The sequence below is a fragment of the Methylomonas montana genome, from assembly GCF_030490285.1.
In the GTDB taxonomy this organism is placed as follows: Bacteria; Pseudomonadota; Gammaproteobacteria; order Methylococcales; family Methylomonadaceae; genus Methylomonas; species Methylomonas montana.
In genome coordinates this window covers 2796131-2816250 of sequence record NZ_CP129884.1, presented here as the reverse complement: position 1 = coordinate 2816250, position 20120 = coordinate 2796131, and the positions used below count along the sequence as shown (strand labels likewise).

Below are 20120 nucleotides of genomic sequence, written 5' to 3'. Positions count from 1 at the left end.
GCGTGGTCAGCGTTCGAATTCGATCAGTCGCTCGTTTTTTCGAACAGCCTTGATCGGCAACGCAGCGCTGATGGCATTGAGGGCAAGATTCAAGTCGTCGGTGGGAAAGTCGCCGCTGACTTTAAGGTTTTGCAATTGCGGGTCGGCGACACTGAGTTCGACGTCGTGATAACGGCTCAGCTGTTCCAGAACTTCAGCCAGCGCGGTCTTTTTAAATACCAGCATGCCTTCCCGCCAGGCGGCGACAGTAGTGGCGTCGAAACTGGTCGGCGCGGACGATGCTAGGCCAGCAGCATCGTATTTAATCTGCTGGCCGGCCGCCAGATTTTGCGGAATAGGCCGATGTTCGGTGGCAACGGCGACTTCGCCTTCCAGCACACTGACCGTGACGGCGTTGTTTAGCAAACGCACGTTGAAACGGGTGCCGATGTCGTGGATCTTGCCATTGCCGGCGACGACGTCGAATGGTTTGCTCTCGTCGTGCGCCACGTTGAATAACGCTTCGCCGCGTTCCAGCACCGCTTCGCGGCTGCGCCAGCCGTAGTGGACTCGTATCTGGCTGTTGCTGTTGAGTTCGATCGTCGAGCCATCGCGGAGCGCGATGTGTTGCCGTTGGCCTTTCAGCGTCAAATAACGGTCGGTGTTTATCCAGTCCCAGGCCAGCGGCACGCCTATTGCCGCTATCAGTAACGAGGCGGCTATCGACAGCCGTTTGCCGTGGATTGCCCGGCGACGCGCGATTTGCGCACGGCGTAATCCGTTTCTGGCCGCAATCAGTCGCGGGTCGGGTTGTGCGTCGACGCTACTAAAATCTCGCCAAATCGCTTCGGCGTTTTGATAGCTCTGGCGATGGCGAGGGCTTAACGCCAGCCAATCCTGAAACGCCCGGCGCTCGCTGGCCGAGCAATCGGGTGCGTGCAGTCTGACCACCCAATGACTGGCTTGTTCGTGCAGCGATGGAGAAATTGGCGGGGTGAGTCGGTTCATGGCTTTAGTGTATCGCATCCGCAACCGGCTGCGACGGCCGGACGGGATTTGCCGATATTAGTCAAAGCCCCGGTTGACGGATTTGCTGCAGTGGGCCAGCGCCTTGATGCAATAGCGCTCGACGGTGCGCGGCGGGATCGCGAAAGCCTTGGCGATTTCGGTATACGTCAGGCCATCGACGCGATGCAACAGGAACACGGTGCGGACGATTTCCGGCAGGCTGTCCAGGGATCGCAGGCAAATTCGCAGGCGTTCCCGGCTTTCGGCGACCGCATCGGGTTGCGGCATCGGACAGGCTAGGGTATCCGTTTCCGATTCCTCGTCGTTGACAAAAGGGACGATTTGCCCGCGTCTATGCAGGTCGCCGCTCAGGTTGGCAGTGATGCGATACAGATAGGCGCGATGGTTGTCGATGGCGTCGGTGTTGCCGTGCTGCAAGAGCCTGAGATAAGCATCCTGAACCAGATCCTCGGCATGTTGGCGGCCGGCGCGTTGTTCGGCGAACACCAGCAGTTCCTTGTTGTGTCTTTGGAACAGAAAGTCCATGAGGCGAATATGGCGATTGGGCATGTCGGCGTGAAGTTCAATGGTTCGCAATAGCTAGCCGGAATCGTGCCTGATTTCCGGCTGATACACCTATTCAATGGCTTAAGCGGTTTGAAGATGGATCGAGAGTGCGGCTGATTTAATTAAACTGTGTTATATAGCTTTGGTGGTCATCGGGAAATCGCCGACATGCCAAGTCAGCGGCAACGCGGCAGGAATTCTGAGTGCCGACACCCTGGCATCGGTAAGTCAGCAGCGGGCTCAGCTGTTAATGGCGCAGATAAATATCTGAACTGGGAATGTGCGACAAATGCCTTATTAACGAGGGGAAATGACTGGTTTTTCTTAAAGCGAATGGACTCTGTTTGTGCTATCGACTGGTTCACACTTTTTTCGTGAAAACTGCTAGTCTTATGTGCTTGATCAAGCGGCTGAGGTCTCGATTGGAACAGGATATAACAACAGATTTGCGTGTGTTGGAAAGTCACTTGGATGGCATGCTAAACCGCGTCCAACACAATAGTCTGACGCTGAAGCGTTTACAAAGCTTCGAGATGCGTTTGTTAGGGTTAAATTCCTTGGCGGAAATGATCGAATTCATTCTCGGCCAAACGCCGGCCTTATTCGATTTGGATGTCGTCAGTTTGTGTTTGATCGACCCTAAAAACGAAATTGCCGATTATCTGGATAGCGACAACTATGGTTTCCGAAATCGGGAAGGCTTGTTTTTGGTTAATAGCGAATTGCAGGTGCGAAACAGTTTCGTTTTATCCAGCCAGCCTTTTCTCGGCAGTTATCAAACCGCAGTTTGCGAACAGTTTTTTTCCGAGTCGAGCCTGCAAAAGCCGGCGTCAGTGGTGATAGCACCGTTAATTCGCCGCGACAAATATCTGGGCTCTCTTAATCTCGGCAGCTATCGGACCGATCGCTTTATTCAGGGTATGGCTACGGATTTTGTCGAGCATATTGCCTCGGTGATCGGTATTTGCCTGGAAAATAATCTCAATGTCGAAACCATGCGCCGCACCAGTTTGGTCGATCCTTTGACAGGCGTGAACAATAGGCGTTTCCTCGAGCAGCGTATCGAAGAAGAATTGGATCGCAGTCAACGGGACCGTGAACCTTTGTCGTGCTTATTCTTGGACATCGATTTTTTTAAACGCATTAACGACGGTTTCGGTCATCAGGCTGGCGATCATGTGTTGACGCTAGTGGCGGGGGCGATCAAAAAGCAGCTGCGCAATAACGATGTAATGGCGCGTTACGGCGGCGAGGAGTTCGTGGCTTTATTGTCGCAAAGCGATCAGCGTAGCGCCGCCGAAATTGCTGAACGGATTCGGGTCAGCATCGCCAATCTGGGAATCGAGCATGCCGATCAATCAATACCGGTGACTATTTCGATCGGTGCGGCAACCTATCAACCCAATCGGTCGCTGAAAAAACGAGTGCCCGATATCGCTCTGCAACTGATTCAAGCCGCCGATACTGCATTATACGAGGCCAAGCGCAACGGTCGGAACCGTGTTGAACACGGCGGATTGGTGTTGGCTTTGGAGCCGGCTCAGGCGTAACCGTTAGGATTTTTTTTCTGCCAATGCCAGGCATCGGCCATCATCTGTGTTAAGGTTCGTTCGGCTTTCCAAGCCATTTTTTGCGCCGCCTGGCCTGGGTCGGCGTAACAGGCCGCCACGTCGCCGGCTCGGCGCGGCGCGATTTTATAAGGTACCGGTTGGCCGGTCACTTCGATAAAAGTATTGACCATCTCAAGCACGCTGTATCCGTTACCGGTGCCCAGATTGACGGCATCGCAAACCGCCGCATCAATGTCCTGTCCCAATAAATATTCCAGTGCCTTGATATGGCCTTGGGCAAGATCCACGACATGAATGTAATCGCGGACGCCAGTGCCGTCCTTGGTCGGATAATCATCGCCGAACACCGATAGAATCGGTAGTTTGCCGATGGCGACTTGCGATAGATAGGGCATCAGATTATTCGGAATGCCGTTGGGGTCTTCGCCTATCAACCCGCTGCTATGGGCACCGATGGGATTGAAATAACGCAAGATGGCGATCTGCCAGGGTTGGCTGTTATTGTTCAAGGCGTCGGCGTTGCTGACGTCGCGCAGAATTTCTTCGATGAACAACTTGGTGCGGCCATAAGGATTGGTGGCTTGCAACGGAAAGCTTTCCAGGATCGGCACGCTGTGCGGGTCGCCGTAAACGGTGGCCGACGAACTGAATACGAAGCGTTTGACCGAAAATTCCGCCATCACTTCCAGCAATGCCAGGGTGCCGTAGATGTTGTTACGGTAATAACTCAAGGGTTGCTGGCAGGATTCGCCGACGGCTTTCAAACCCGCGAAATGGATCACTGCATCGATTTTATGGGCTTGGAAAATGTTGCGTATTGCGGCTTGGTCGGTAATGTCGGCCTGATAGAAACCGGGCTTTTGTGAGGTGATGGTTTCTATGCGCCGGAGTGATTCGATTTTACTGTTACTGAGATTGTCGACAACGATGACCTCAAAGCCATTGTTCAAAAGTTCTACGCAGGTATGGCTACCGATAAAACCGGTACCGCCCGTTACTAAAATCGTCTGTGTCATCGTAGCATTCCATGGTTAGCGTTCAAGGATGTCCAGTCCAGCTTCGGCAGAGACGACTCGCGGCAGGGCCGATTCGGGGTCGCGGCGCAGGCCGGCAAAATCAAACAAGCTGGTGTCGGCCATTTGCGAAGGCGCGATGTTTTGCAGGCTGGCGAAAATGGTTTCGATGCGGCCCGGAAACTGTTTATCCCAGCCGTTCAACATCTGTTTCATCGCCTTGCGCTGCAGGTTTTCTTGCGAGCCGCACAGATTGCAAGGGATGATCGGAAACTGCTTGAAAGCCGCGAAGCGGTTGATGTCTTTTTCCCGGCAATAAGCCAAGGGCCGAATCACGATGTTTTGTTTATCGTCGCTGAGCAGTTTCGGCGGCATGGCTTTCAGCTTGCCGGCGTAGAACATGTTTAGAAAAAAGGTTTCGATGATGTCGTCGCGGTGATGGCCGAGGGCGATCTTGGTGATCTTATGTTCCTTGGCGAAACCGTACAGCGTACCGCGCCGCAGCCTTGAGCACAGGCTGCAAGTGGTTTGGCCTTCCGGGATGATGCGTTTGACGATGCTATAGGTATCGTGCTCGATGATGTGGTAGGGCACGCCTATCGACTGCAGATATTCCGGCAATACATGTTCCGGAAAACCCGGCTGTTTTTGATCCAGATTGACGGCGATGATCTCGAAATGAACCGGCGCGGTTTTCTGCAAATTCAGCAAAATGTCCAGCATCGTATAAGAGTCTTTGCCGCCGGACAGACAGACCATGATCTTGTCGTCAGGTTCGATCATGTTGAAATCGGCAATTGCCTCGCCAACACTACGCCGTAGGCGTTTTTGCAGCTTGTTGAATTGGGTGCGGGATTTTTGTTCTGGATCGGACATGGATATTGGCGAGGCGGCTGGAGCCTGGGCTCCAACCGCGCTAGAAATTAGCCGTTGTAGCGTTGGAAAATCAGCGTGGCGTTGGTGCCGCCGAAACCGAAGCTGTTGGACATGATGGTGTTTAGCGTCACGTTATCCCGATATTCTCTAACAATTGGAATGCCGGCCGCGCCAGGATCGAGCTGAGTGATGTTGGCGGAGGCGCTCAAGAAGTTTTCCTGCATCATCAGCAGCGAGTAAATGGCTTCGTTGACGCCGGCCGCGCCCAAGGCATGGCCGGTCAAGGATTTGGTGGAACTGACCGCGGGTACGCCGTCCGCGCCAAATACCGCGCGCAATGCTTCCAGCTCGCGGGTGTCGCCAACCGGGGTGCTGGTGCCGTGGGCATTGATGTAATCGATTTTATCGCTTACCGTGGCCATGGCTTGTTGCATGCAACGCACAGCGCCTTCACCGGACGGTTGCACCATGTCGTAACCGTCGGAGGTGGCGCCATAACCGACCAACTCGCCGTAAATTTTCGCGCCGCGCGCTTTGGCGTGTTCCAGTTCTTCGATCACCAGCACGCCGCCGCCGCCGGAAATCACGAAACCGTCGCGGGTTTCGTCGTAAGGACGCGAGGCAGTGGCCGGGGTGTCGTTGTATTTGGAGGACAGGGCGCCCATCGCATCGAACAGCACCGACATGGTCCAATGCAGTTCTTCGCCGCCGCCGGCGAACACCACGTCCTGTTTGTTCAGTTGGATCAATTCCATCGCATGGCCGATACAATGGGCGCTGGTCGCGCAAGCCGAGCTAATGGTGTAATTGACGCCTTTGATTTTGAACGGTGTGGCCAGGCAAGCAGTGTTGGTGCTGGACATCGCTCTGGGCACCATGTAAGGGCCGACTTTTTTTACGCCTTTGGAGCGCAGAATATCGGCCGCTTCTACTAAATTGGACGTCGAAGGGCCGCCGGAGCCCATCACCAAACCGGTGCGGAAATTGGAAACCTGGCTGTCTTCCAGGCCGGAATCGGCGATGGCTTGTTCCATCGCCAGATAATTGTATGCGGCGCCGTCGCCCATGAAGCGTTTGATTTTACGATCGATCATTTCGTCCAGATCGATGTTGATCGGACCATGCACATGGCTTCTGAAACCAAGCTCTTGATAAGTATCGGCATGCACGATACCGGAACGGCCCGTTCTCAACGATTCGACCACTTCGTCCCGATTATTGCCGATGCTGGAAACTATCCCTAAACCTGTTACAACCGCGCGTCTCATGATGGTTTCCTTAGAAATCTTGGGTGGAAGTGAATAAGCCGACCCGTAAATCGGTAGCTTCGTAGATTTGTTTGCCGTCGACTTCCATGGTGGCATCGGCGATGCCCATCACCAGCTTGCGTAAAATCACGCGTTTCAAGTCGATTTTGTAGGTCACTTTTTTAGCCGTGGGCAATACCTGTCCGGTGAATTTGACTTCGCCGCAGCCTAGCGCCCGACCTTTGCCGGGACCGCCTAACCAGCACAAATAGAAGCCGACCAATTGCCACATCGCATCCAGGCCCAAGCAGCCGGGCATGACCGGGTCGCCTTGAAAATGGCAGTCGAAAAACCATAATTCCGGGGTGATGTCCAATTCGGCGATAATTTCGCCTTTTCCGTATTTGCCGCCTTCATCGGAAATGTGGACGATGCGGTCCATCATCAGCATATTGGGAAGCGGTAGCTGCGCGTTGGCCGGACCGTATAACTCGCCTCGGCCGGACATCAATAATTCTTCGCGCGTGAAACTGTGCTGCTTCTCCATTTTAATTCTTACCTGGTGAGTGGGTTCAAAAACTGCGGCATTATCCAATAATCGGCTTAAAAAATCAGCTCAATTTTTATCCGGGCATTACCTCGCGTAGTAGATCGTCGATCTTTAAGCTGTCGCGCTGCAGGCGTTGTTGGTAAATCAAGCTGTACATCAATACCGATGCGACATAGCCGCGAGTCTCTTTATAAGGGATGGTTTCTATCCAGATATCGGCCGGTAGTGTCTGATTTTCCGGTAGCCAGCGTTTAACTTTGTTGGCGCCGGCGTTATACGCGGCAGTAGCCAACGCCACATGGCCGTTGAATTGTTGCAGCAGTTTTTTATAGTAAAACGCGCCGTATTTCAGGTTCAGTTCGGGTTTGAACAGATTGTTATCGCTATCCCAACGGTCGCGCATATCCGCAGCGATTTGCTGGCCAGTTTTGGGCATCACTTGCATCAAGCCCTTGGCGCCGGCCGGCGAATCGGCGGTTTCGTCGAAGGCGCTTTCCTGACGGATCAAGCCCAGGATCAAGGCCGGGTCCAATTGTTGTGCCGAAGCATTGGCCTGGATTTGCTGGACATATTCCAACGGAAAACGCAGATTGACATCGTCCCAGTGATTGGCCTTGGCTATCGTGGAAATCGCCCATGCCGGCGCATGCCATTGCTGCGCCAATTTAGCGGCCGCAGGCAATAAGCGGCTATCCAGCTTGCCGATCGCGTACCACCATTGCCGTTTGGCTTCCAGTTTGCGATCGATGGCAATCAGCTCGGAAACCACCCGAAAATCCGGATGAGTTTGCAGATAGTCGAGATCCTGTGCGGAAACGATCAGGGGATGATCCTCCAGCGCTATGGTTTGCCGCAAGCGGCCTGCCGCCAGAAAACCGTAAAAACTGCGATTCTTTGCCAGTTGCTGAAACAGGGCATTAGCCGATACCGGTTGCCCGGCTTCCGCCAAGCCGCGCGCTTGCCAGTATTGCCATTTTTCACGGGACTTTTCTTCGTCGCTGAGCCCGGCGATCGCGGCGGCGACATCCTGCCAGTTTTGCGCATTCAATGCGGCCCGGACTCGCCATTCCCGGGCCGATTCGTCGCTATTGTCCAGCCGGGATAAACGGGCGTAGGCCCGCTTGTCGTGCTTGAGCGCCAGCGTGACAGCGATGCGTTTTTCAATATATGCCAGCGTTGCAGAGACAATCGTTAACTGCGACTTTTCCTTGTCCCAAGCGGTCATCGCTTGCTCGACATCGGACTCCAGCCAACGGTCAATGGCGTGGGCAAACAATTCGCCAGCTTGTTCGGTATATTGGCGCCAGTGCTGATCACTTATCAGCGTTTCCGGATGACGGTGCAGTTTCAGCCAAGTGTTGGCAAGTTCCAGCTCCGCACCGGTCAAAAAACGCGTCAAATAGCCGGCCAGACTTAGATTATCGCGATTCAACGCCGCTTGAAAACGTTGGCGGATCATTTCGTGGTTAAAATAGGGCGATGCTTGATAGGCTGTAAACAAGGCATCGCAATGCTCCGGTTGCGATTTGCCGCTTAGCCACAAAGCGCGAGCCTGATCGAGCGCTTCCAAGGTTTGGCCAGTTTCGAAACGCGCCAAACCGGCATAACATTGCAGGTCCGGATCGTCGCTGCCATGATAATGCTTGAGCAATAGCGGCCAGTGCTGTTTTTTGCCCAATTGCAACAACCATTTTTGCCTAAGCGCTGAAGCGTAACGGCTGGCGGCGTTATCGATCAGAAACTGCTGGATCTCGCTATCGGCATCCAGATGATTTTTCAGCCATTGGTAGTGCAGATACGGGTAGAGCGGATAGTTTTTTAAAGCGGCCGCTAGCGCGAAATACTCGGTGTCGCGATTCCGGTCGATCGCTTGTTCCGCCAGCAAGAATTGTTGACGTTGGGCGGCCAGAGAAATTTCATCCGCCTGGGCACTGTTCGGCAAAATGTCGGTCAGAGCGGCAAGCAATAAAAAACGCAGGACAGAATGCATATTAATTTCCACGAAATCCGGCACGAAACACTCGGCAAGAAGTTTTTGCAAAGTGGGCTTGGCCATTATAATCGTTAAACCTCATCGGATTCCTTTCATTACCTTGAAAACATCATACCGCTCGCCGCAAGAGGAATACTCGTGGCGCTATATTTACCGCATCGCCCTGCAACACAAAAAACAACTGATCAATGGTCATCTGATCGCCATATTGGCTACCGCGGCCAGCGTACCGGTACCCTTGTTGATGCCGCTATTGGTCGACGAAGTCTTGCTACACCATCCCGGCATCGCTTTGCAAACGCTGAATCCCTGGCTGCCGTTGGAATGGCAGCAGCCCATCGTCTATATCGGGATTATTTTATGCGTTTGCATGCTGATGCGTTCGTTCGCGCTGGTGTTGAACATTATCCAGACCCGGCAATTTTCAAATATTGCCAAGGATGTGATCTTTCGGATCCGCGCCGGTCTGGTCAAGCATTTGCAACATATTTCCATGTCCGAGTATGAAAGCCTGGGCAGCGGTACGGTCAGCGCACATATGGTCACCGATCTGGACACGCTGGATAATTTTATCGGCACCACGATTAGTAAACTATTGGTAGCGGTGTTGGCCGTTCTAGGAATGGCGTTAATTCTGCTATGGATGCACTGGCAACTGGGTTTGTTCATTATTTTTTTAAATCCGCTAGTAATTTATCTGGCCAGGGCGATCGGTTCCAGGGTCAAGGAATTGAAAGCCAACGAAAACAAGGCTTATGCGGTGTTTCAGCAAGCCCTGAGCGAAACGTTGGAAGCGATCCACCAGATTCGCGCCAGCAACCGTGAGGAGCATTATTGCCGGCAACTGGTAGGCAGCGCGTTGGCCGTGAAAAATCACTCCACGGTCTATGCCTGGAAAAGCGATGCCACGGTACGCCTGAGTTTTTTGACCTTTCTGTTCGGCTTCGACATCTTTCGGGCCACTGCCATGCTGATGGTGCTGTATTCCAATCTGAGCATCGGCGAGATGCTGGCGGTCTTCGGTTATCTGTGGTTCATGATGGCGCCGGTGCAGGAAATACTCAGCATTCAACAGTCTTTTTACGCAGCCAAGGCGGCCTTATCCAGGGTGAATAAACTGACCTTATTGGAACGAGAGCCGTATTATCCGCATCTGGAAAATCCGTTCAGCGGCAGAAAAACCGTGTCGGTCAGCGTCAAAGATTTACATTTCAGCTACAACGAAGAGCCGGTTCTGAACGGCATTAATCTGACGATTCCGGCCGGTGGGAAAATCGCGTTGGTCGGCGCCAGCGGCGGCGGCAAATCCACCTTGGCGCAGACTCTGATTGGTTTGTATCCGCCGGGCAGCGGCATGATTTATTTCGACGGCGTGCCCTTGGATAGGATCGGCTTGGATGTGGTGCGCGAACATGTTGCCACCGTGTTGCAACATCCGGCGCTATTGAACGATACGATACGCGCGAATCTAACCTTGGGTCGGGAGATTGCTGATGCCGAATTGTGGCATGCATTGGAAATCGCGCAGATGAAAACCACCGTCGAGGAACAGCCGCAAGGGCTGGATACCGTGGTGGGCCGGCAGGGCATGCGCTTATCCGGTGGTCAGCGCCAGCGGTTGGCGATTGCCCGAATGATCGTCAGCCAGCCAGCCGTGGTGATTCTGGATGAAGCAACCTCGGCGCTGGATAGCGAGACTGAATACAAATTGCATCAGGCGCTAAATGGCTTCCTGGAAGGCCGTACCACTATCATCATTGCGCATAGACTTAGCGCAGTGAAACAAGCCGACCATGTCTATGTGTTCGAACAAGGCCAGATTTGCGAACAAGGCAAACACGACACCTTGATTCAACAAAACGGCTTATACGCCAAACTTTACGGTGATTATCAATAGTGTCGGAAATATACGATTTACACAGCCATTCCAACGCCTCCGACGGCGCCCTGTCGCCGACCGAACTGGTGTTGCGCGCCAAACAACAGGGCGTGGCCGCGCTGGCCTTGACCGATCACGATACCACCGCTGGGTTGCCAGAAGCGCGCCAAGCAGCCGAAGCAGCCGGCATACGACTGATTCCGGGTATCGAGCTATCGGCCAGTTTCGAGAACCATTGTCTGCATATCGTCGGCTTGAATATCGATCCGGATCATCCGGCATTGGTCGAGGGCGTCGCCCGGCAACAGCACATCCGCGACCAGCGTGCGCAAAAGATTGCCGAAAAACTGGCCAAGAAAGGCATAAGCGACGCTTACTCGGTATTGAGCAGGATGGTCGGCAACGGCGAAATCACTCGCTTGCATTTCGCCGATTTTCTGGTTAATCAAGGCTATGTCGAAACCCAGCAGGATGCCTTCGACCGTTATTTGAGCAAGGGAAAACCGGGTTATGTGCCGACTGCCTGGGCCGGCTTGGCCGACTGCATCGCTTGGATTACCGCGGCTGGCGGCGTTGCGGTATTGGCGCATCCCTTGCGTTACAAACTCAGCACAAAATGGATCAACAAGGTTTTGATTGCATTTAAAGCGGCGGGCGGGCAGGGGATAGAAGTGGTCACCGGCCGCGCCAGTGTCGACGATATTCGTTTAAGTTACCTGCATGCGTCCAAACATAAGCTGTATGCATCGGTCGGATCGGATTTTCATGCGCCCGGCAATCAATGGTTGGAACTGGGGCGCCTTGCGGCTTTGCCGGATGGCGCGCCGCCGATTTGGCAATTATTTTAAGCGGGATGACTCTTTCGCGCCGGACTGAAAAGCCGGGTAAATTCCTCCGCGGGCAGGGGGCGATGCCAATAAAAACCTTGAGCTTTTCGGCAGCCCAATAGGTTGAGTTGTTCGACTTGTTCGCGGGTTTCCACGCCCTCGGCCAAGGTCAGCAGGCCCAAGGTCTGGCCCAATTGCACGATGGCTTGGACGATTGCGGTGTCTTCGACTTTGCCAGAATTCATATCCCGAATAAACGATTGATCGATTTTTAGTTTGTTCACCGCAAAGCGTTTCAGGTAGCTAAGCGAGGAATAACCGGTACCGAAATCGTCGATAGCCAAACTGACGCCTAACGCCCGCAATTGGGCGATGGTGTCGATCACGGCGTCGGTATCGATCATCAGCACCGATTCGGTCAGTTCCAGTTCTAAATAATGCGGTTCCAGTTGAGATTCGGTCAGCGCTGCTTTCACCAACTCCAGTAAATTGCCGCGCTTGAACTGTAAGGCCGAGATATTGACGGTCACCAGCAGTTTTAAACCGGCATCGTGCCAGACCTTATTTTGCCGGCAGGCCTCGCGCAATACCCAATCGCCTATCGGCACGATCAGGCCGTTCTCTTCGGCGATCGGGATGAATTTAGAGGGTGAGATCATCTCGCCGTTTTCCGGCTGCCAGCGCAGCAAGGCTTCCGCGCCGATCAACCTGTTTTCGCGTATGAAATATTGCGGTTGGTAGTGCAGCCGAAATTCGTTTCGCTGCAAGGCCAGACGCAGGCCGTTTTCGATATTCATCCGCTCGATCGAAGCCAGATTCATATCGTCAGAAAAGAAGCGGAACGTATTGCGACCCTGGTTTTTGGCCGCATACATCGCGGTGTCGGCTTTGTTGAGCAGACCGTGAAAATTTAGGCCGTCGTTTGGATATAAACTGATACCGATACTGAAAGAGGTGCTGACAGTCACGCCTTCCAGCAGAAAAGGCTGGCTCAATTGATCGAGAATTTTAAGCGCAATTTGGGTAATGGTTTCGACTTCGGGAATGTCGGTGAGGATAATGATGAACTCATCGCCGCCTTGCCGGCAAACCGTATCGACTTCCCGCACGCATTGAACCAGTCGTGAGGCGATGCCTTGCAGCAAGCGGTCGCCGACATCGTGGCCCATGGTGTCGTTGATATGTTTGAAACGATCGAGATCCAGGAACAGTACGCCGACGAGTGTGGCATTACGCACTGCATGTGCCATGGCTTGATCGAAGCGGTCGTGCAACAAGGTGCGATTGGGTAGATTGGTAAGCGGATCGTGGCGAGCCATATATTCGATTTGCGCTTCGGCGGCTTTACGCTCGGTGATGTCGGAGAAAATGCCGATGTAATGACTTATTGCGTCCTGGGTATCGTAGATTGCCGATATACCCAACCAGGCTGGATAGGATTCACCGTTTTTGCGGGTGTCCCTCACTTCGCCTTGCCAATAGCCGTTTTCTCGCAGCGCTTGCCAGATACGCTGATATTGACTCAGGTCGAGATGTTGGACGTCCAATATCGGCGGAACTTGCCCCAAGACTTCTTCGGCGCGGTAGCCGGTAATATTGGTATAGGCTTGATTGGCGGAAACGATACGAGTATTCGGTGCACACAGGAAAATTGCCTCGCCACTATTTTCGAACACCTTGGCCAGCAAATGTAGGCGTTCGGCGGCCATTTTGCTGTCGGTGATGTCGGTGTAGGTGCCCAACATTCGCAATGGCTGGCCCTGTGCATCACGCTCGACGATGCTGCCGATCGATAATATCCATTTCCAGCTGTCGTCGGCGCAACGCAGGCGATATTCAACGCGGTATTCGTCAAGTTCACCGGCCACGTAGCGCTGGTAACTGTCAATAGCCCGAAACCGGTCATCAGGATGCAGACGCGCTTGCCACGCCTCGTAACTAGCGTCAAAGTTTGCCGGATCGTAGCCGAGCATGTTGGCATATTCCGCATTGACGATGATGACGTGTGCTTGCGGGTTCAGATCGTAAAAGCCTTGTTTTGCCGCCTGCATGCACAGTCGCAAACGTTCCTCGCTATCCGCCAAGGCCTGTTGGGTGAGGCGCATTTCGGTAATGTCGTGAGCTAAACCGTTCACGGCAATTACCCTTTGCTCGGCGTCGAGAACCGGCGATTCGTTAAGACTCAGTAAACGAAGGCTGCCGTCCTTACGATGTACTTCCACTTCATAGTTAGACGGTATGCTGCCGGTCAGACACTGTCGGGCGTAAGCGCTGGCGATCTCATTGATTGGATTATTGGCGGCGCTATCGAAACAATGGCGCAATAACTCATCCGGTTTATAACCCAGGATATGTTCCACCGAAGGTCCAAAATAGGTAAACAAGCAGTCGGTGTCGCGAGAATAAAGAAAATATTCGCGGCTGATGCTTTCAACCAGGTCCCGGAAGCGCTGCTCGCTTTGCTTCAGTAAGTTTTGTTGTTCGAGCAGGCTTTGAGTGGTTCGATGCGAACGCAAGACATAGTCGATTCGATGAGGGAGTAGCGGCCATTGCACGGGTTTGCCGATAAAATCGGTAGCGCCCAGTTTAAATGCATCGTCCACGGCGTGTACGTCTTCGATAGCCGTCATCATGACGATGGGGATGGTTTTGTTCGGGGTGGCTCGCATCGCTTGCAGACAACTGAAACCGTCCATTTCCGGCATCATCACATCCAGTAATACTAGCGCCGGGGATGTCTCGATGAACCATTTTAGGCCGTCTCGGCCGTTTTCGGCGGCGATGACTTCGTAGTCGCTGGCCGATAACACCTGGCTGACTAGTAACCGGATTATCGGGTCGTCGTCAATGATCAAAATATAAGGCTTATCTGTCATGATTAACCGGTAGCTGCGATTTGGGCGTTAAGTTTTCACGTGAAAGGCACAAATTCAAAGCCGTTGTCCGGTAACATCGTGCTAGATTCGGACCTTGGTTTTTGACTGCATCCCAGTCAGGTTTGATGTTTTCGGCAGTATTGGTCTGAAAATCTTCCGGTTGACGGATGTCTTTCGACAGCAAACGCTCTTTATCGTCGTCAATCGCCGGAAAAACGCTGCGAGTAGTTAAGCGTTCCATGTTCAAGAATTAAGTTGCGAAAGCCAATGTAATATTTCTTTATATTCGCTTTGCAAATTTTCGGCAAGTTGGGTACCTAATTGCAAGTTGTTATCCCGTGCGGCGAGTTCGATGTCGCGCGCCAGATCGGCAAGATGGAAGGCGCCAATATTGGCGGCAGCCGATTTTAAACTATGCGCGGCCTGGCGTACCGCTTCTGCTTGCTCTTGTTTTAACGCGGTCGCTAAGGCTGAGATTTGTTGCGCGGCGTTTTCGCGAAACAGCGTCAAGACCTCTTCGACCAAGGCGCAGCCGCCCATCTTGCGCAGCGTATTCAAGGGTGCCGGATCGAATTTGGCAGCACCAGCATCCACTTTCACCGGTTCCGGCGCGGGAAGGTTGCGTGGCGGTTTCGAATTAACATCGATCAGCGCTTGTATCTTGTCGTGCAAGGTTTTCTGCAGGAAGGGTTTGCTCAAATAATCGTCCATGCCGGCCAGCAAACATTTTTCACGGTCGCCCTCCATCGCATTGGCGGTCAGCGCGATGATGGGGATTCGGTTTAAATGGGTATCGCGCTCCAGGTCTCGGATTCGCGCTGCCGCGGTATATCCGTCTATCTCCGGCATCATGCAGTCCATCAGGATCAGGTCCGGCGGCTCGCGCTTGAAAATATCCAGCACCTCGCGGCCGTTATTGGCGACCGAAATTGCGTAACCGAGTTGGCGCAGCATGGCGTTACAGATTTTCTGATTGACCGGATTATCCTCGGCCAACAGAATATGCGCGCCGGAGCCGGACGGCGTTGGACGCCAGGCCGACAGCGGCGTTCTCGCCAGCACATCGAGCAGCGCGTCTTGCAACACCTGTCTGTGTATCGGTTTGTGCAAATACAGATCGTAGGCGCCGGCGCGCATCGCCGCTAGTTGTCTATCATCGCTGCTGGAAGCAATGATGATGCGCATATCGGTAAAGCGGGCGTCGCCGCGAATGGATTGGGCTAGTTCCACGCCGTTCATATCGAACATTTCCATGTCCAGCACGGCGACATCGAAAACCTGTCCCGCGTGACTGGATTGATCGAGAATTTTCAAGGCCTGCGCGCCGTTTTTAGCAACGCGGGTTCGCATGCCCAAGTCGTTGAGATGGTTTTCCAAAATCTCGGCGTTGATCGCATCGTCTTCCACCAGCAATGCCAGTTTGTCTTGCAAATTAGCGTTCGGTTGAATACTGGGCAGGGAGGTTTGGGCATCGCGCAAGGGAATATGCACGGTAAATACCGAGCCGGCATTAGTTTGGCTTTGCGCCTCGATATTCCCGCCCATCAATTCGCTCAATTCCTTACAGATTACCAATCCGAGGCCGGTGCCGCCATATTTGCGGGTGGTCGAGCCGTCGGCCTGGCTGAAGGATTTGAATAAACGCGACATCACGTCTTCCGCAATGCCGATACCGGTATCGCTGACCCGAAACTCCAGGCAAATGCCTATATTTGATTGACACTGGCCGGGGCCGGCGACGCCGATCTGCAGTTTGACGCTGCCGGCTTCGGTGAATTTGATCGCATTGGATAATAGGTTGGTGAGAATTTGCCGCAAACGGTAAGGGTCGCCTCTGACGTCCCTCGGTACGTCGGCGCCGACTTCGCAAAGCAGGCTTATATTTTTGCTGTTGGCCCGTTCGAAGAACAAGGCGGTGAGTTGATCGGTGAGATTGATCAAGCTGAAATCGATTTCTTCCAGTTCCAGCTTGCCAGCCTCGATTTTAGAAAAATCCAGAATGTCGTTGATCACGGTTAGCAGGGAATCGGCCGAACTGAACGCGGTTTCCGCGTATTGGCGCTGAGTGTTATTCAGATCGGTTCCCAGCAATAGTTCGGTCATACCCAGTACGCCGTTCATCGGCGTCCGGATTTCATGGCTCATGGTCGCTAAAAATTGCGATTTGGCAATATTGGCGGCTTGTGCTTCGCTTACCGCTTGACGTAAATCGGCCGTGCGCAAATCGACTTCTTTTTCCAGGCTGCCGCGTTGGCTTTCCAGCTCTGCGTCGCGTTGTTGTATCCGTTCTATCATCTGGTTGAAACTTTTTACCAGCTGGCCGATTTCGTCCGCGCTTTCGCCTTTGGCGCGCACCATATAATTGTTGTCGACCGAGACCTGTTTAGCCAATAGGGATAAACGCGTCAACGGCGCGGCGATCGAGGTTGCCAAGCGGCGTCCGAACCAGGCCGCCAACATAAACGATACCAACATGGCCAGAAAAATTCGGCTGAGACTACCGCCTATGGTTTGCCACATCGGCAGCAGATCGATCAATAAGCGTAATGTGCCGATCACCTCGCCGCTATCGTCCGACAAGGGATGCAGGATAGTCAGGCTGAAAAGCGGTATGCCTTGCTGGCGTTGCAATGCTTGCGCATTACCGAGGCTGGCCGGAAAACTGTCGAAATCGGCAGTGGCCGGATAGTACGCAAAAATGCCGCCATCCCGGTTGTACAACTGCGCGGAGACGATTTCGGGTTTACCGCGCAAGGTGGCGAGGATATCCGAGCCGGTTTTGTTGTCCCCGAACAGCAACGCGGCATTGGCATTAAAGCCTATCATTCGGCCTAGCGAGCGGATTTCGGTGGCCAGCTCCCGTCTTTCCTGCCAAGCCTGGGTGACGCTGGTAATCAGCAAGGTAAATAGCAAGGCCAGTGCCAAAGTGATAGCCTGTAAGCGTTGCAGCTTGTAGGTCATCGGTAAATTGGTGAGTTTATCCATCATTTGTTGGCGTTAATATTTTTAGCCAATTTCAACAATTGAGCGCTGAAACGAAGTTTGCTGGCATCGGCGCTATTCAAATTGATTTCAAAGCCGAGCCGATTGCCGTCTTGCAGTAAGCCGATGATGCCGCCTTGTTCGATGAAACCGGATTTGTCGCTGACCGAGACGATAGGCAAGCCTTTTAGCTCACGCGCATAATCGGCGGGATTGTCGTTCGCGCTGACATAAAGCATATGGCAGGTTTTCAGGTCTTTGACAGCGATGTCCTGAATCACGTTGAGCGGTTTGCCGTTCACGGTTTTTCCCTCCAACATCAGCAGGTTATTGCCGAAATCGTTATGACTGGTCAGGCACAAAGTGTAGTGGTTTGGGCCGGCAATAGTCTCAGGCCATTCGATAAATTTAAAAAAGTTATACAAAAAAGCCACTTTGACGGCCGCTTCGCTGGCCGCTTCCGCAAAACAAGGACTTGCTGTGATCATCAACACCAATAACAACACCTTGCCGAACCCCACGCCATTCGCCGATTTTGTCGGCGTCGGCGCATGCATTGAAATGTCAGACACATCGACAGCCAAGCCGCTGTCGTTAAACAGGGCCTTTGCATGCATCGCCTTCGGTGCCGGATGTCGTATTGAATGCATACTGTTCGGGACCGATTAGAATTGCCAGCGCAAGGTGCCATACACCTCGCGTTGCACGGCCGTCGCTGTCGAAAACATGTCCGAGCCGTATTCGAAGTGATAGCTGTTGAGCAAATTGCGACCCACTAGCGCCAATTCGACGCCGGAACCCACGTCCCAGGCCAAGCGCCCGTCCAAATCCTGATAGGCGCGTGGCCGCGCCGCGTCGATACTGGCCGCATCGGAATAACGCCAGTTTAAGTCCAGCTGGAGTTGTGGCGTCAGTTGGAACATGGACCAGAGCATGGCTTTGTTGGCCGGATAACTGTCGCCGGATGTCATAGTGGTAAACGCGGGGGCGGTGCTGGACAGGCGAAATTGTTCCTCTTCGTGACTATAGGTGGCGCGCAGTTTCCAGTCCTCATTCACTTGCCAGTCGGCGCTGATCTCGCCGCCATAGACTTTCACCTGGCCATAGTTGCTGTAACTGACGGTTTGCAGTAAATAGCTGGCGCCGATATGCGTGGTGTCCAAGGCATTGGGCGACAGGCTGGCGAAATCGTCATAGCTGTAATGGTACAAGGCCACGTCGACGCTCAATTGCCTATGTAATTGGCCACGCCATCCCAATTCGAAGGCGATCATCTTTTCGGCAGTCAGATCGGGATTGCCCACCAAACCGCGGATAAGCGCCGGGTTGGCGGGATTGGCGGCGCCGTCACCGACGGGCGGCCGGGTCTGCAAACTATAGGAGATGTTTTGCTCCACCCAATTGGGGGTGCGTACCGCGCGGGAGACCGAACCCCAAAACGATTGCTGTTCGTTGGGTGTCCACAGCAAGCGCGCGTTCGGTTGCACCTCAAACTGCGTCACGGGGTTGTGCTCCAGTTTGCTGCCTAAGGTCAGTCGCCAGCGATCGGGTACCAAGGTGATGTCGTCTTGGGCGAACAGACTATAGATGCGGTCGGTGCGGTTGTTCGCGAGCATAGCAATCTGAGCGCTATCCTGAAAATTATTCAGATTGAAACGGACGCCGCTGCCCCAAACCAATAAATGCCGGTCGATCTTGTAGTTGTGTTGAAAATCGATGTCGACGTTATCGATTTGATACTCGGAATCCAGATATGGCGATTTTCGGCTATGTCTATCCCAATACAGGCGCAGCACGGTATTGGAGTCGGCGCCCTGATGCTGTTCCCAGCGACCTTGGATATAGTGGCCGGAGAATAACTGGCTGGTAGGCAATAGACGGGAGTAGGGCGGTGCTGTCACCGGCGTCAGGTGCGAGGACAGGTATGGAAAGCTTTGGGGCGCGCCGTTGCTTTCGCCCAGAAAAGCGTCGCCTTGCAAGCTCAGTTTATTGGAAATATCGATGGCTTTATCGTAACGAAAGCCGATTTTGCTGAGTTGGCCTTCGTCGCCGGCGGAATTGGCGTCGCCCAGGGTTTTTGAGTCGCCATATTCGGCGTGGCGGCCGTAGACTTTTAGATAAGCATCGTCGCCAAGATCGGCACCGTAGCGAATGCCGCCACCGTAACGTTGGTTGCCGACATGGCTGGCCAGTAAGCCGCCTTGGCTGTCCTTGGCGGATTTGGTGATGATGTTGATGACGCCGTTGACCGCATTGGCACCCCATAAGCTGGCGCCCGAACCGCGGATCACTTCGATGCGTTCGATGTCATCCATCATCACGTCTTGTTGATCCCACCAGACTCCGGAAAAGAGCGGGTTATAAACGCTACGGCCGTCCACCAGTACCAGTAGTTTATTGACAAATTGACTACTAAAACCGCGTACCGATACCGCCCACTTGTTGCCGTCGACCTTGGCAACGTGTAGCCCGGGTACCACGCGGAGTGCTTCCGGAATACTGGTGGCGCCGGTCCGGCGGATTTCTTCGTTGCTCAGCACATAGATCGCGGCGGGTACATGGCTGACATCGGTGGGGACTTTCATCACCGAGGTGACGTCGAGGTTCATTAACTGTTCGACGCTCAGTGCGGTCAAATCCGGCAGATTCTCGTTTTCCGGCACTTGATTGGCGGCTTGCGCTACGGACAGTCCCAGCCCAACCAGCAAGCTGATGGATGCGGCGCGTTTAAATCGATTAGAGGAAGACATAA

The 20120-nt window shown here is 53.5% G+C and carries 14 protein-coding genes; 3 read left to right on the top strand and 11 right to left on the bottom strand.

Annotation, left to right across the window (positions count from 1 at the left end; all coding sequences use genetic code 11):
- Positions 1 to 6 precede the first annotated feature (6 nt).
- Both QZJ86_RS13000 and QZJ86_RS12995 read right to left on the bottom strand, forming a co-directional pair.
- Positions 7 to 987, bottom strand: coding sequence for a FecR family protein (locus tag QZJ86_RS13000; protein WP_301670849.1), 981 nt, complete (start codon positions 985 to 987; stop codon positions 7 to 9).
- Positions 988 to 1044: 57 nt separating this feature from the next.
- Entirely contained in the window at positions 1045 to 1533 is a 489-nt protein-coding gene (locus QZJ86_RS12995) for an RNA polymerase sigma factor (protein ID WP_301670848.1), read from the bottom strand.
- Positions 1534 to 2030: 497 nt separating this feature from the next.
- On the opposite strand from QZJ86_RS12995, the gene QZJ86_RS12990 reads away from it, so the two are divergent.
- Complete coding sequence (locus tag QZJ86_RS12990) at positions 2031 to 3104, top strand: diguanylate cyclase (RefSeq protein WP_407081617.1); 1074 nt, start codon at positions 2031 to 2033, stop codon at positions 3102 to 3104.
- Here QZJ86_RS12990 and galE read toward each other — a convergent pair.
- The 5 genes from galE to QZJ86_RS12965 form a co-directional block, all read right to left on the bottom strand.
- Complete coding sequence (galE, locus tag QZJ86_RS12985) at positions 3095 to 4141, bottom strand: UDP-glucose 4-epimerase GalE (RefSeq protein ID WP_301670846.1); 1047 nt, start codon at positions 4139 to 4141, stop codon at positions 3095 to 3097. The two genes, QZJ86_RS12990 and galE, sit on opposite strands and share 10 nt — an antisense overlap.
- 15 nt (positions 4142 to 4156) lie before the next feature.
- The gene (ttcA, locus tag QZJ86_RS12980; RefSeq protein ID WP_301670845.1) at positions 4157 to 5014 is read right to left on the bottom strand and encodes a tRNA 2-thiocytidine(32) synthetase TtcA; all 858 of its coding nucleotides are present in this window, start codon (positions 5012 to 5014) and stop codon (positions 4157 to 4159) included.
- 47 nt (positions 5015 to 5061) lie between these two features.
- Entirely contained in the window at positions 5062 to 6282 is a 1221-nt protein-coding gene (gene fabB, locus QZJ86_RS12975) for a beta-ketoacyl-ACP synthase I (RefSeq protein ID WP_301670844.1), read from the bottom strand.
- A gap of 10 nt (positions 6283 to 6292) precedes the next feature.
- Positions 6293 to 6808, bottom strand: a complete 516-nt coding sequence (fabA, locus tag QZJ86_RS12970) for a 3-hydroxyacyl-[acyl-carrier-protein] dehydratase FabA (protein ID WP_301670843.1) — start codon at positions 6806 to 6808, stop codon at positions 6293 to 6295.
- Between the two features lie 76 nt (positions 6809 to 6884).
- Positions 6885 to 8867: a transglycosylase SLT domain-containing protein gene (locus tag QZJ86_RS12965; RefSeq protein ID WP_301670842.1), complete on the bottom strand. Its 1983-nt coding sequence runs from the start codon at positions 8865 to 8867 to the stop codon at positions 6885 to 6887.
- Between QZJ86_RS12965 and QZJ86_RS12960 the strand changes: the two genes are divergently transcribed.
- Complete coding sequence (locus tag QZJ86_RS12960; RefSeq protein ID WP_301670841.1) at positions 8854 to 10701, top strand: ABC transporter ATP-binding protein; 1848 nt, start codon at positions 8854 to 8856, stop codon at positions 10699 to 10701. The two genes, QZJ86_RS12965 and QZJ86_RS12960, sit on opposite strands and share 14 nt — an antisense overlap.
- Positions 10701 to 11531, top strand: coding sequence for a PHP domain-containing protein (locus tag QZJ86_RS12955; RefSeq protein WP_301670840.1), 831 nt, complete (start codon positions 10701 to 10703; stop codon positions 11529 to 11531). Before QZJ86_RS12960 ends, QZJ86_RS12955 begins: the two co-directional genes overlap by 1 nt.
- On the opposite strand, the gene QZJ86_RS12950 is transcribed toward QZJ86_RS12955, so the two are convergent.
- The 4 genes from QZJ86_RS12950 to QZJ86_RS12935 form a co-directional block, all read right to left on the bottom strand.
- On the bottom strand, positions 11528 to 14386 hold the full coding sequence (locus QZJ86_RS12950) for an EAL domain-containing protein (protein WP_301670839.1): 2859 nt from the start codon (positions 14384 to 14386) through the stop codon (positions 11528 to 11530). The genes QZJ86_RS12955 and QZJ86_RS12950 overlap by 4 nt on opposite strands.
- 243 nt (positions 14387 to 14629) lie before the next feature.
- Positions 14630 to 17374: a response regulator gene (locus tag QZJ86_RS12945; RefSeq protein ID WP_301670838.1), complete on the bottom strand. Its 2745-nt coding sequence runs from the start codon at positions 17372 to 17374 to the stop codon at positions 14630 to 14632.
- Positions 17371 to 18018: a YfiR family protein gene (locus QZJ86_RS12940; protein WP_301670837.1), complete on the bottom strand. Its 648-nt coding sequence runs from the start codon at positions 18016 to 18018 to the stop codon at positions 17371 to 17373. The genes QZJ86_RS12945 and QZJ86_RS12940 overlap by 4 nt, the downstream gene beginning before the upstream one ends.
- Positions 18019 to 18033: 15 nt before the next feature.
- Entirely contained in the window at positions 18034 to 20118 is a 2085-nt protein-coding gene (locus tag QZJ86_RS12935) for a TonB-dependent receptor plug domain-containing protein (protein WP_301670836.1), read from the bottom strand.
- Between the last annotated feature and the right edge of the window lie 2 nt (positions 20119 to 20120).

What these genes read in the sequence shown, in the direction of transcription:
- QZJ86_RS12950 (WP_301670839.1), bottom strand. Translation starts at nt 14,386, where the DNA reads ATGACAGATAAGCCTTATATTTTGATCATTGACGACGACCCGATAATC.
- fabB (WP_301670844.1), bottom strand. Translation starts at nt 6,282, where the DNA reads ATGAGACGCGCGGTTGTAACAGGTTTAGGGATAGTTTCCAGCATCGGC.
- galE (WP_301670846.1), bottom strand. Translation starts at nt 4,141, where the DNA reads ATGACACAGACGATTTTAGTAACGGGCGGTACCGGTTTTATCGGTAGC.
- ttcA (WP_301670845.1), bottom strand. Translation starts at nt 5,014, where the DNA reads ATGTCCGATCCAGAACAAAAATCCCGCACCCAATTCAACAAGCTGCAA.
- QZJ86_RS12940 (WP_301670837.1), bottom strand. Translation starts at nt 18,018, where the DNA reads ATGCATTCAATACGACATCCGGCACCGAAGGCGATGCATGCAAAGGCC.
- QZJ86_RS13000 (WP_301670849.1), bottom strand. Translation starts at nt 987, where the DNA reads ATGAACCGACTCACCCCGCCAATTTCTCCATCGCTGCACGAACAAGCC.
- QZJ86_RS12935 (WP_301670836.1), bottom strand. Translation starts at nt 20,118, where the DNA reads ATGTCTTCCTCTAATCGATTTAAACGCGCCGCATCCATCAGCTTGCTG.
- QZJ86_RS12990 (WP_407081617.1), top strand. Translation starts at nt 2,031, where the DNA reads ATGCTAAACCGCGTCCAACACAATAGTCTGACGCTGAAGCGTTTACAA.
- QZJ86_RS12965 (WP_301670842.1), bottom strand. Translation starts at nt 8,867, where the DNA reads ATGGCCAAGCCCACTTTGCAAAAACTTCTTGCCGAGTGTTTCGTGCCG.
- fabA (WP_301670843.1), bottom strand. Translation starts at nt 6,808, where the DNA reads ATGGAGAAGCAGCACAGTTTCACGCGCGAAGAATTATTGATGTCCGGC.
- QZJ86_RS12995 (WP_301670848.1), bottom strand. Translation starts at nt 1,533, where the DNA reads ATGGACTTTCTGTTCCAAAGACACAACAAGGAACTGCTGGTGTTCGCC.
- QZJ86_RS12945 (WP_301670838.1), bottom strand. Translation starts at nt 17,374, where the DNA reads ATGATGGATAAACTCACCAATTTACCGATGACCTACAAGCTGCAACGC.